Genomic DNA, 12,247 nt, shown 5'->3' with positions numbered 1-12,247 from the left:
TTCTCAAAAGGTTCTAGACAGTCTTTCATCTAGGTTTATACTGTCTGTATAAATCAATATGAAAGACAAGGACTTAGCGTTGCGCATTTGTTTATTATTTTGCTTATTGAGTTTTCAGAGCTTGGCCGATGACGAGTTAAGTTATTCTGGCTTCGGACGCGTCATTTTAGGTTCTGTGATCAGTGAAAAAGACCAGCTTTTAGGCTACAAAAACGCACTGCAGTTGCAAAACAACAGTTTGTTGGGGTTACAGCTAAATTATCAAGCAACTGACGCTCTGTCATTTACCAGCCAGTTTGTGGCAGATAGCCAGCCAGCTAAATCAACGCTGGCATGGTTATATTTAAACTACCAGTTAAGTGACACTTGGCAGTTTAAACTGGGTAAGTTAAATACTCCGTTTTTTCACTATAGTGATGTACTGGATGTCGGGTTTGCGTATTCTTGGGTTTTACCACCGGATGAAGTGTACGCGTCATTTTTCTTTCAATATTTTCAAGGCGCGCAAGCAGAATATACTTGGTTAGCGGATGAATTTGATCTGCAAATTTCGGCATTTGCAGGTAAGGTAGATGAAGATATCCAAGTGGGTCAGTCAATATACCATGCCGAATCAGATTTTTTCTCAGGGCTTATTGTAAATGCCAGTCATGATAATTTAACTATCCGGCTTTCACATACGCGAGGCGATTATCTAGTTGCTGAAACCGAGTTGACGCCGCTAATTGATGCATTTTCGCAAGCGGCTATGTTATCACCCGTTTATGCCGATATTGCCAAACAGCTTTCTGTAAACGGCGATGTCAATTTCAGCCAATTAAGTGTTTCTTATGACTTATTGCAATTTTTTTGGCAGTTCGAATGGACTAAAATAAAGCACAATATTGATATTTTAACGCAAGCCAATGCCTACTATTTAATGGCTGGATATCATTACGACAAGTATACCTTTCATTTAACCTTTAGTGAGCGAACAAGCGAATATCAAAGCGAAATGAAACAAGCCCCGCTTACCAGCGGCAACCCACAATTAGATTTTATAGCGCAACAATATAATGTTTTGTCAAATCAAAGGCCCGTTTCAAACGCGCGCAGTTTAACTCTGGGCGTGCGCTATGATGTCAATTATCAAGTTGCGCTCAAAGCAGATATTAGGTTAACCCAAGGGCAACCCAATATCGGGCTACCCACCATGGAGAATACCTTCGATGGTTCCGCCACCTTATTGTTAGGAGGCATCGAATGGGTTTTTTAGGCAAGCTATTGATCGCGTGTATATGTGTTATTAATGTTTTTGCGATTAAAGCGGCGGATGCAACTGATTATTTTGTGTTCACTAAGTTTCCAGAGCCTCTCACTTTAACACGCCAACAGGTTAAGCAATTATATTTAGGCGCCCGATTGCAAGTGGCTGATATTAAATTAGAGCCATTGGTATTGCCGGCTGGGCATCGCTGGCGTGCTGTTTTTAATACCCGTGTCGTTGGCTTAACAGAGTCTCGAATTAACTCATATTGGGCGCAAATGCGATTTACCGGTAAACGCAAGCCACCGTTAGAGGTAGAGAGCATCAAGCAGATGTTTGATTTGGTTGAATCTAAATCAGGGATTTTAGCGGTCGCGCCAAGTGATTTAGTCGATAAAAAATTATATCAAGTGGTCTACCAATTTACAGAGTAAACTGCAGTGCCGGTAAAATAATAAAGCAATAGTTTATCTTAAATCTTTACACTACTCAGTTTAGTGACTTTGATGTCCGGCATATTTTGAATTCTTTTGATGTTGTCGTTTAATTGCTCGTAAGCGACCGGTTTTGAAAAATAGTAACCCTGAATTTGATGACAGCCCGCTGCTTTTAAGTATTCGTACTGTTTCTGATTTTCAACGCCTTCGGCACAAATCGTCATATTTAGTTTCAGGCTTAATGAAATAATGGCATCTGCCACTTTTTTATCTTTTTCTGATTTAAATAAATTACGAACAAAGTACTGGTCAATTTTTATGGTTTCAGCATTGATTTGAGTTAAGTAGCTCAAAGAAGAGTAACCAGTACCAAAATCATCCAGTGCGATACTGCAACCAACTTCTTGCATGCTATTAATAAAGTTGCGGGCGACAGAAAAGTTTTCTATATAGGATGATTCTGTTATTTCAAATTCTATATATTGTGGCTCTAATTGATTTTCGGCTAACTGCTCTTTTAAATATTTTAAAAACTCGGGTTTGAAAATATCAAAAGTAGATAAATTAAAAGATACCTTAAGTTTATTGTTTTGGCTTTTTTGTAAATGGTGCAACTTTTTAAAACCATGTTTAATTACCCAGCGTGTAATATCATTTATTCTGCCAGTTTGCTCTGCAATTGGAATGAATTCGGCAGGCGAAATAATACCTAATTGTTGGCTATTCCATCTTATTAAAGCTTCAACGCCGACAACCCCTTTTGTTGGTGCGACTTTGGGTTGAAATAACAAATAGAATTCATTGTTATCTAAAGCCTGTTTTATTGAACTGGCAATCTGCAAACGGCGGTTTTGTTGCATCGTCATTGCATCTATAAATTCTACATAACGATTACGCCCGCTACTTTTGGCCTTGTACATGGCAATATCAGCATTACTCACTAAATTCTGAATGCTGGTAGATTGTCCCTTATAATACGCTACCCCAATACTGACACTTGTTTGTATTGACCATCCATTGACATCAATATTGCGCTCTAACGATTTAAAAATAGCCTCACATACTTGCGTCGCAATACTTTTATTTCTGTCATCTGGAATAATAATGGCAAATTCATCCCCTCCAATGCGAGCAAGAACTTGATTATCAGATAAAATCTCTTTGAATAGTTGCGTGATTTTTATTAATAACGTATCACCGTGCGCGTGACCTATTGCGTCATTAATTGTCTTAAAGTCATCAACATCCATAATTAAAATGGCAATGTGTGCAAACGCTTGTCCTTGCCGATTGATATATTGTTGCAACATATCCATAAATAATTTTCGATTAGGCAGGTTGGTGAGCGGGTCGTAATTGGCCAATCGCACCAGCTTTCTTTGATTTTCGATAAGTTCTTGCGTATGTTTTTTATTTTGAGCTTGCTGTTGTGAAATGGTCGCTAGCATTTCATTTAAACTGTTCGATAAAAAACTAACTTCGTCTTGGTGATGTGAAGGCTTTAGGCTATTGCGCAAACTGTAATCTTTTGTTTTTCTAACGGCCTCTACTAATCTGCTTAATTGTAATAAGGGTGTAATGGTATTGGTTTGTAACCAGTGAGCCAGCGCCATAATCGCAAAAGAGGTGATGATCACCAAAGGGACAAGCTGTCGAAAAAGTGCAGTTTGACTTGCAGATAATTGTTTATGCGTATCAATTGTTAAATAAAGTTGACCCAGTGGCAATCTTGGATCGCCAATCTGCTTGCTAATTAATAAACTACCTTCTACTTTATCCGCACTCTGCTTAAGCACGTTTTCCATTTCTTTTTGCAAAGCCGTACTATAGTACTCGGGATTAATAAAACTTTCGACAACCTCATTATTAGCGGGGGCGGTGACAAGTGCAAATTTTACATAAGGGTATTTATCTAATTGCAATAAGCGGGTACTGATTGCGAATTCATCAATTGGAATACTGGTGTAATATTCAACAAGGTCTTCAGCAATATTTTCTGCCAAAGCCGTAAAGTCACTCTTGACCGTTTCATTATAAACACGTGTATGCTCTTTAAGAGCGATAACGACTATAGCAATAGACGTTACAATAAGCGCTCCAAAAGTCATCACTAGAAGTTTAGTGCGAATACTGACAAACATTGTAATCCCTACTATTCAATCCTATAGGTAAAGCTAAACCAAATAAATCGGTAACAGCAAGCTTAATACACTGCGTAACTATGATATATATTGCCATTTTATACAAATGTTATGTAGAACATTTGATGAAATACAGCACTTTACAGCATTCTAAACTCGTATATGTTAATAAAAATACGTTACAATGCCAGCTATTAGAATAAATCATCTTATTTGTATGAGGAAATAGATTTTTATGGTCGACTCATCCGCTCGCCCAAGTAATTTTGTTAGAAATATCATTGACGAAGATTTAGCCTCGGGTAAACACACGAAAGTGCAGACACGATTCCCGCCTGAGCCAAACGGCTATTTGCATATTGGGCATGCTAAGTCGATTTGCTTAAACTTTGGTTTAGCGCAGGACTATAAGGGGCAATGTAATTTACGTTTTGATGATACGAACCCTGAAAAAGAGAATATCGATTTTGTAAAGTCGATCCAGGAAGACGTTAAATGGCTAGGTTTTGAGTGGGCGGGTGAAGCGCGCTATTCTTCGAATTATTTTGATCAACTTTACCAATATGCGGTTGAGTTAATTGAAGCCGGTAAAGCTTATGTGTGTTTTTTAAATGCTGAACAGACGCGTGAATATCGCGGCACATTAAAAGAGCCAGGTAAAAATAGCCCGTATCGTGATACCACGCCTGAAGAGAATTTAGCGCTATTTGATAAAATGAAAAATGGCGAATTTAAAGAGGGTGAATGCGCGTTAAGAGCCAAGATTGATATGGCTTCGCCATTTATGTGTATGCGTGATCCGATCATTTACCGCGTTAAATTTGCGCACCATCATCAAACCGGTGACAAATGGTGCATTTATCCAATGTACGATTTTACCCATTGTATCTCGGATGCAATTGAAAACATTACACACTCGTTATGTACCCTTGAATTTCAGGACAATAGACGATTGTACGATTGGGTATTGGACAATATTTCGATTGAAGCCAGACCGCATCAGTACGAGTTTTCTAGGTTAAACCTAGAATATACGGTAATGAGTAAGCGTAAATTAAGTGCACTGGTAACCGAAGGGCATGTGCAAGGGTGGGATGATCCTCGCATGCCAACGATAGCTGGCTTACGTAGACGTGGATACACTGCGGCCTCTATTCGCGAATTTTGTACGCGCATTGGTGTAACAAAAATGGATAACATGGTTGAAATGGCGATGTTAGAAGCGTGTATTCGTGATGATTTAAACGAAAATGCACCGCGTGCCATGGCTGTCTTAGAGCCGATTAAGCTGGTTATTGAAAATTATCCAGAAGGCCAAGTCGAAGAGCTGCAAGTGGCAAATCATCCGCAAAATGAATCTTTTGGCACTCGTACTGTAACTTTTTCAAAAGAGTTATACATTGAAAGAGAAGATTTTAGAGAATCGGCAAATAAAAAGTATAAAAGATTGGTATTGGACAAAGAAGTTCGATTACGCGGAGCTTATGTCGTAAAAGCGCTTCGCGCAGAAAAAGATAAAGAGGGTAATGTCACAACCGTTTATTGCCAGTATGATCCACAAACTTTAGGCAAAAACCCAGAAGATGGTCGTTCTGTTAAGGGCGTGATTCATTGGGTTGATGCAAGTAATGCTAAACCAGCCGAAGTGCGTTTATACGATAGATTGTTTACCGTGCCAAACCCAGCTGCAGAAGACGATTATACACAAGTCTTAAACCCAGAGAGTCTCGTGGTCAAACAAGGCTGTTTTGTTGAGGCTTCACTCGCGGCGTTAGAAGTGGAAAAAGCAGTCCAGTTTGAGCGCACTGGTTATTTTGTTAAAGATGGCAAAGACTCAACGGATCAGCAGTTAGTATTTAACCGCACAGTCACTTTGCGCGATAGTTGGGCGAAAGCAAATCAGTAACCCCTACAGCATCTTTTAGGTGCTGTAAAACAAATTGCGTGTCAATACCTTGCCAATAATCATGCTTCTTGTGAGTTTGTTGGCTGCTTGATGCGCAATGCTTTTCTAAAACATTTTCTGACCTTTTCGGCTAAATAAAATACTACCGGTATCGCCTTACCAGTGGACCCTCGGTAAAGTCCAGCAAAGAATATAAAAGCTTTATTCGCTTAATTTCTAAATTAGATTAAACTTAAATAAGATTAACTGCGTCTATCGGGGGCGCTATGGCGGATGGTTCTCTTGTTATCAAAGCTCAAATTAACGTATCGCATGTCGATTCTCAGAACTATTGTACGCGCTCTGAAATTATTGCCGCACATCAATCAGAATCGCATCGGCATCTGGTACAAAGGCTGTTAGCATGGGCGTTATTTAGACATGCTAATGTCAAAATGAGCCATGCAATTTGTATCGGAGATGAGCCGGATCTGTTTGTCAGGCGTAACGATGTTCAGTTTGAACACTGGATTGAAGTCGATCAACTGGTACCTGAACGTTTAGAAAAAGCAGAGGCTAAATCAGAGCATGTTTGGTTGTTTTATTGCGACCCGAGTAAGGTCGATAAGCTTTTAAAAAATATCAATAAGCATCCATGTTTGCAATTAGTGCAGTACAGCCCAGATTTAATTGATAAGTTAAGTCAGCAGATAACTAAACAAATAAACTGGAGTGTAATGGTTGACCATGATCTTTTAACGGTTGCAACCGATGATGTGTATTTAGAGTCTGAGATTCATTTAATCCATCCATTGACAATACCCGCGCTAGATTTGATTCACTGACGCTTTATAAGTTTGTGCTCTAAATCTTCTAACGATTTACCCTTTGTTTCCGGTAATAAGTAAATTACGAAGATTAAACCCAGTAATGCAAACATCGCATATATGAAAAAAGTTGCAGCTGCGCCAATGTGATTCAACTCCCAGGGGAATATTAATTGCGTGGTAAAACTACACAAACTGTTAATAATTCCAACAAAAGAAATGGCTATCCCTCTCACTTGATTGGGAAAAATTTCACTTAACAGGACCCACATAACAGGCCCTAATGAAACCGCAAAGGATGCGACAAATGCGAGAATACCTATTAGTAGTAAATTGGCATTCATTTGCGTACCTGCTTTTAGTATTTCACTTTCATTGTTTAAATACACCTTTTCTCCCAGGTGATGTTTCATCGCATTTTTAAACTCCACATCATTGTTAAACTTGACGTTAATGATAGAGGAGAGTTGTTCACTGCTGATCTGACTGAGTTCTTGAGCTGCTTGCTCATTAATTTGATAGCTCGCATTGTAAAAACCATAACTATTGATAGACATGCTTAATACAACGCCAGTTAATCCAATACACAAAAGTGGTTTTCGGCCCACTTTGTCGATAGCTGAGATGGCTACCAAGGTAAATAGAATATTAAAAATACCTATCCATATGGCTTGAATAAAAGATGCATCTTTGCCAATTCCACTTTGTTCAAAAATGCTCGGTGCATAGAAGTAAATCGCATTAACCCCTGTTATTTGTTGGATACAAGCGATCACTAATCCTAAAAGCAAGACGAATCTTAAAGGTTGACTGAACAAAGTCTGGACGTTTGATTTAAGACTATGCTTTGAATTGCCAATGCTATTTCTTATTTCTGTTAATTGCTTTTTGGCTGCTTGGCTATCGACTAATTTTAAAATAATTTTCTCAGCCTTACTCGGTGCATTTTTTAACATCAACCAACGTGGGCTTTCAGGAATTAAAAATAGCAAAGCAAAATACATCATTGCTGGCAAAATTTCAGCGCCTAACATAAAACGCCAGACATTGTCGGCTAGGCCGTACGGATGCAGCCAATGCTGCTGAATTTGGCTGGCATTCAAAAAATAGTGATTAGCAAAATAGGCGGCTGAGATGCCGATTACGATATTTAACTGATTGAGTGAAACCAATTTTCCGCGTAGCTGTGCAGGTGCGATTTCGGCGATATACATAGGTGCTAAAATGAGTGAAGAAAATGCTAATCCGCCTATCATGCGAGCTATCACTAAACTTTCATAAGAAAACGCACAGGCAGAGAAAATTGCCGATAGAATGTACAGAGCAGCTATACCAATCAGAACTTTTTTACGGCCTATTTTATCAGCCAGCGGACCAGCTGCAAAAGATGCCAATATAGCGCCTAAAGTCGGGGAGCTAACAACAAAACCCTGTTGCCAGTCATTTAGCTCAAATTCTTGGCCGACGAATCCAATAACACCTGAAATAACAGAGGCGTCATAACCAAAGATAAAGCCGCCGAATGCTGCAATGAAGGTTATTATAATTGCATAATAATTTTGGCCGAGCATTTACGTCCTTAGAAAAAAGCGCAAAAGAGTTAAGTTTATTTTAATAAGTTATACTTTATGATCTATTTTATGATGGATATTATTCCAGTTTTCAGGCTGTTCGCCCCGTAAAATATACGACCAAGCAATTAATTCAGCAACAATAACATAGATTTCATAGGGTATTTCACTGCCCACTTCCATACGGCTTAAATAATTGGCTAATTCAGTATCTTCATGCACCATTACACCATGCTCTCTCGCTTGTTCAATAATACTCACAGCGAGCTGATCATAACCTTTGGCCGTGACTTTCGGTGTGTCAGGCGCATCATATGTCAATGCAACGGCTTTAGTTGCGGTCGGTGTCTTATTCATCTTCTGTACTGCATACTCAATGCCGATTCATGCCACATGCGTTCAGGGATTTTACCATGATTGAAACCTGCCTCTGCTAACTCAATACCAAATAGTTTCAGTCGTTTCGTTAAAAATTCGAGGGTGTTTTCAGCCTGTTGTTTTAACGATTCTTCTTCAGTATACACGTTGATCTTAAGCTTATCGTCTATTAATACCGCTTTTGTTAGCATTTTTCCAGCCTGTCCTAAATCAAACTTTATAGAAAATCTCCACATTTTGACGGCTTTAGTATTTTCATTTTCTTCATCTTCCGCTATGTCTATGGCAAGTTCAGCTTGCCTAATATCACCGTTAATATTAAACGGTATTGTTGCAAATATTTGAGGGTGTTGCTCAGCATGGCTTTTCGCTGTTTTTTGTTGGTTTAACTGGATATTTCGCACACCATCAGCCAACAATTTGGTCATTTTTTTATCGTTTTCACTGGGTTTTGTTCTATCGAGTGTGCTTTCTTTTGAGCCTACGTTTTTGTCGGTTGTTTTTTCGGATGTTTTTTCATTAGTTTTCTCAAGTGTGCTGGTTGGGGTTTTCGCCGTAGCTTTGGCGGCTCGACTAAATAGAACTTGTAACGCTGCAACCATTTGATTGGCAATTGAGTTGTTATTTTGATTTATAGCTGTAAGTTGAGGTGAAATTAACGGTGCGGACAGCTGACTCAGTATTTGATTTTTGACATCATCTACACTTGGCGGTGATTTTTGCGCCGATAGATTAGTGATAGGCGAGTTAGCAGTAATTAAACTCGTTGCTTTATTGCTTTCTAGTAAATGGAGAATTTGCTGTAAAGTATGATGCAGCGGGCGGTTGGTGGTTTGTAATATTTCTATCTGATGTTTTAGTTCCGTCAGCATGGTTTGGTTGAGTAAAGCGGGTTGCGTCTGATTGAGAATATTCTGCAGTAGAGCTTTTTCCGAAATTGTAGACATCAGTTGTTTGGGAGTATTCAACAAGCTGCTTTCACTCAGTAGTTTCTGTTCTGATAATTCTATTTTTAACGCTTGCGTAAGTGGTATTTGAACATCAGGGGCGGTTTGTTTGCTAACCGAAATTTTGCCATCACCTGAAAGGTTAAATTGTAATGCGTTTTTAGGGTGTTGACTGATTAAGCGCAGTAAACTTTCTATTATTTGGCCACCGTCTTTAGATAGTTGCGTTTTTAGCTGATTTAAAATGTTGAATTGTTCGAACTGCGGTTCGTTATTTAATTGCTGGAAAAATTGGTGAATAATCGCTTTTTCAGGAAATAGGAATTGGTACTTTTCATTGCTTAATAACTGAAACTGCACTGTGTTGTTGTGAATATTTACGTTTGCGAGTTTAACTCCCTGAGAGACGGTTTGATTTTCGACTCTTCTATCCAGTTTAATTTCGACGCCGGCCAGCTTTGTTAGCAGTTGACTTGTTTGTTCAGAGAATTGGTACTGTTTTAATAGATGGATACCATGCTGAAACGGATTGGCCATTGCTTTTAATTCTGCCAATAGCTTATTGGGTAAAGTTTCCGCTTTTACAGAAAAAATGTTTTTATTGTCAGGCGCGACGGACAACTGTGTTTTATAGGCTGCATCTGATTTGATTGAGTTTTGTTTATTATCCCTGTCATTTAGATTGAGCGCGGTGAGTTTGAGCTGCTTATCTTCTATTGTTAATTGATAAGCCCCGTTTTTAACATTTGCCAGCTTAAAATCTTTTGCTAGGTCGAATGTTTTATCGTTTAGTTGTATTTTGCCATTATTAACTTTCCCGTATAATAGCCCAGTGAAATCAACGAGTGACTTTGCATTCGTCTTGCTTGCAAGTTGGGGTTGTAATATTTGAATATTAACGCTGCTTTTATCTGCTTGAGGAGTAATGAGTAGTAAAACCTGCTTGGTGTTCACCGGTAATTGGGGTAAAACTTCCAGCGGCAAGCTGTAGGATTGGCCCGCTAAAGAGAAAATGACTTTGTTATTTGAAATTTGCGCGCTGGCTATCACTCCTTGTGGTGTTGAAGCTTCTTTTTGTAAAAACAGCTGTTTACTTATCTGACTGGTTGAAGATTCACTTAAGGGCAGTTGAATTAGGTTTGCACGGGCTGATTTTATCAGCAGGTTTTGATGGCTGACCGCAGCTTCAACCGGTAATCTGTTATTTTGACTAAACATCGTTTTTATTGACGTTTGAAGGGCCGGTGAAAGGTTGGTGAGTGGCAAATTTAATTGGGCACCATTGGTAAATTTAAGACTCGCCATGACATCATTCACTTTTTGCAAAGCTGCTTGTTGGTATTGATTTTGAAGATTCAACGCTTTTTGTGTGAGCTTTTCATTTTGCCCAGCGGTTGAAGTAAACTTTTTAATTAAATCACTTTGTACCATGTCGTTTTCAGCGTTTCGTTTAAAGTTGCCATTGTTTGGGTGTGGTCAAACAAATTGATTGTGGTAGTATCCGCTGTCAAGATATTCTAACCATACAGATATATAGTTTGTTATCGGCCAAACAGCTTACATGCATTAGAAACCAACGTGTTTTATTTGAAAATTTATCCTTTTCTGTGCAATCCGGTCAACTGATGTACTTGACTGGCCCAAACGGAGCGGGCAAATCGACTCTATTACGCAGTTTAGTTGGTTTACACCAATTGCAGCAAGGCAATATCGAGTTATCTCAAGAACCGATCGAAGATTGTGGGGCCGATATCTTGTTTATTGGTCATAAAGCTGCGGTAAATGAGTGGTTATCGGCGCGGCAAAACATTGAACATTGGTTTGGTTTAAAAGATCAGATAGTCGACCCGCAACAACTCATTAATAAAGTTGGCTTGGCCGGCTTGGCTGATATCCCGGTTAGATTTTTATCCGCAGGTCAAAAGCGCAGAGTCGCTTTAGTGCGATTGTGGGCATCCGATGCAAAATTATGGGTTTTAGATGAACCATTTACCTCTATCGATGTCACAGGCGTGTCGGTTTTAAATCAACTATTTGAACGACATAAAAAACAGGGTGGGATTGTGATAGCCACAAGCCACCAAGCACTGCCAGAGTCTCTTGTCGATGTGACGCTTAATCTGGAGTATCGTTTCTAATGTCGTATGTAAATTTTGTTAAACAAATGATTTCGCGCGACCTGCAAATAGCCGCAACGCAAAAACATGAATTTGGTTTACCGATATTATTTTTTGTTCTGGTCGTTATTTTGTTCCCCATTACTCTGGGTCCAGAAGGTACACAATTAGCCCACTTAGCGCCAGCCGTTGGTTGGATAGCTTTGATATTATCTATGTTGATTGCATTACCCAGAATGTTTGTTGAAGATTACGAGAATGGTTGGTTAGAACAATTATTTTTGTCTGGCCAGCCTCATATACTGATTGTATTGGCGAGAATTATTAGTTTCTGGTTGCTTTATTCGTTACCTTTGGTTGTCAGTAGCTTTTTGTTGGTTCCGTTTTTAACATTACCATTGGAGCTATGGTTTGTTTTAGTGCAAACCTTGTTATGTGGTAGCATTTTAATTGCATGTATTGGTTCAGTTGCCAGTGCATTATTGGTCGCCAGCCGCAAAGGAAGTGGAGTGATGGCTTTGTTAGTTGTGCCTTTGTTGATTCCGGCGTTGATATTTGCAACTGCCGCGATGGATGCGGCGCAGATGTCATTGCCTTATACCTCTCCGTTGATGATATTGCTTGCGCTGTCGGTGTTCGCTTTAACAATTACACCACTTGCGACCGCTCAGGCATTAAAACTAAATTTAGGTTAGAAG

Annotated in this window: 10 protein-coding genes; 6 read left to right on the top strand and 4 right to left on the bottom strand. The window is 39.1% G+C overall.

Annotation, left to right across the window (positions count from 1 at the left end; genetic code table 11):
* The first annotated feature begins 79 nt into the window (after positions 1 to 79).
* Positions 80 to 1,255, top strand: a complete 1,176-nt coding sequence (locus FNT16_RS16560) for a hypothetical protein (RefSeq protein WP_143872626.1) — start codon at positions 80 to 82, stop codon at positions 1,253 to 1,255.
* Complete coding sequence (locus FNT16_RS16555; RefSeq protein WP_143872625.1) at positions 1,243 to 1,680, top strand: hypothetical protein; 438 nt, start codon at positions 1,243 to 1,245, stop codon at positions 1,678 to 1,680. Before FNT16_RS16560 ends, FNT16_RS16555 begins: the two co-directional genes overlap by 13 nt.
* Before the next feature lie 38 nt (positions 1,681 to 1,718).
* Here FNT16_RS16555 and FNT16_RS16550 read toward each other — a convergent pair whose 3' ends face one another.
* Positions 1,719 to 3,824, bottom strand: coding sequence for a putative bifunctional diguanylate cyclase/phosphodiesterase (locus FNT16_RS16550; protein WP_143872624.1), 2,106 nt, complete (start codon positions 3,822 to 3,824; stop codon positions 1,719 to 1,721).
* Positions 3,825 to 4,059: 235 nt separating this feature from the next.
* On the opposite strand from FNT16_RS16550, the gene glnS reads away from it, so the two are divergent.
* Positions 4,060 to 5,730 carry a glutamine--tRNA ligase gene (gene glnS, locus FNT16_RS16545; protein WP_185976624.1) on the top strand — a complete coding sequence of 557 codons (1,671 nt, stop codon included), beginning with the start codon at positions 4,060 to 4,062 and terminating at the stop codon, positions 5,728 to 5,730.
* A 266-nt stretch (positions 5,731 to 5,996) separates the two neighbouring features.
* Positions 5,997 to 6,554, top strand: a complete 558-nt coding sequence (locus FNT16_RS16540; RefSeq protein WP_143872622.1) for a YaeQ family protein — start codon at positions 5,997 to 5,999, stop codon at positions 6,552 to 6,554.
* Here the strand turns inward: FNT16_RS16540 and FNT16_RS16535 are convergent.
* From FNT16_RS16535 to FNT16_RS16525, 3 genes are read right to left on the bottom strand one after another with little or no spacing between them, the layout of a single operon-like run.
* Positions 6,548 to 8,107 carry a sugar porter family MFS transporter gene (locus tag FNT16_RS16535; RefSeq protein WP_143872621.1) on the bottom strand — a complete coding sequence of 520 codons (1,560 nt, stop codon included), beginning with the start codon at positions 8,105 to 8,107 and terminating at the stop codon, positions 6,548 to 6,550. The genes FNT16_RS16540 and FNT16_RS16535 overlap by 7 nt on opposite strands.
* A gap of 48 nt (positions 8,108 to 8,155) precedes the next feature.
* Complete coding sequence (locus FNT16_RS16530; protein ID WP_143872620.1) at positions 8,156 to 8,464, bottom strand: EscU/YscU/HrcU family type III secretion system export apparatus switch protein; 309 nt, start codon at positions 8,462 to 8,464, stop codon at positions 8,156 to 8,158.
* Positions 8,461 to 10,863, bottom strand: coding sequence for a flagellar hook-length control protein FliK (locus tag FNT16_RS16525; RefSeq protein ID WP_143872619.1), 2,403 nt, complete (start codon positions 10,861 to 10,863; stop codon positions 8,461 to 8,463). The genes FNT16_RS16530 and FNT16_RS16525 overlap by 4 nt, the downstream gene beginning before the upstream one ends.
* Positions 10,864 to 10,970: 107 nt before the next feature.
* On the opposite strand from FNT16_RS16525, the gene ccmA reads away from it, so the two are divergent.
* Positions 10,971 to 11,570, top strand: coding sequence for a cytochrome c biogenesis heme-transporting ATPase CcmA (ccmA, locus tag FNT16_RS16520; RefSeq protein ID WP_143873004.1), 600 nt, complete (start codon positions 10,971 to 10,973; stop codon positions 11,568 to 11,570).
* Positions 11,570 to 12,244 carry a heme exporter protein CcmB gene (ccmB, locus tag FNT16_RS16515; RefSeq protein ID WP_143872618.1) on the top strand — a complete coding sequence of 225 codons (675 nt, stop codon included), beginning with the start codon at positions 11,570 to 11,572 and terminating at the stop codon, positions 12,242 to 12,244. Before ccmA ends, ccmB begins: the two co-directional genes overlap by 1 nt.
* Positions 12,245 to 12,247 lie beyond the last annotated feature (3 nt).

Source organism: Catenovulum sediminis (assembly GCF_007289895.1).
Classification (GTDB): Bacteria; Pseudomonadota; Gammaproteobacteria; order Enterobacterales; family Alteromonadaceae; genus Catenovulum; species Catenovulum sediminis.
This window is presented reverse-complemented; position numbering and strand designations above follow the sequence as displayed.

Bases quoted from the DNA above. Each gene is read 5' to 3' on its own strand.
- FNT16_RS16555 (WP_143872625.1), top strand. From the start codon at position 1,243: ATGGGTTTTTTAGGCAAGCTATTGATCGCGTGTATATGTGTTATTAAT.
- FNT16_RS16550 (WP_143872624.1), bottom strand. From the start codon at position 3,824: ATGTTTGTCAGTATTCGCACTAAACTTCTAGTGATGACTTTTGGAGCG.
- glnS (WP_185976624.1), top strand. From the start codon at position 4,060: ATGGTCGACTCATCCGCTCGCCCAAGTAATTTTGTTAGAAATATCATT.
- FNT16_RS16540 (WP_143872622.1), top strand. From the start codon at position 5,997: ATGGCGGATGGTTCTCTTGTTATCAAAGCTCAAATTAACGTATCGCAT.
- FNT16_RS16535 (WP_143872621.1), bottom strand. From the start codon at position 8,107: ATGCTCGGCCAAAATTATTATGCAATTATAATAACCTTCATTGCAGCA.
- FNT16_RS16530 (WP_143872620.1), bottom strand. From the start codon at position 8,464: ATGAATAAGACACCGACCGCAACTAAAGCCGTTGCATTGACATATGAT.
- FNT16_RS16525 (WP_143872619.1), bottom strand. From the start codon at position 10,863: ATGGTACAAAGTGATTTAATTAAAAAGTTTACTTCAACCGCTGGGCAA.
- ccmB (WP_143872618.1), top strand. From the start codon at position 11,570: ATGTCGTATGTAAATTTTGTTAAACAAATGATTTCGCGCGACCTGCAA.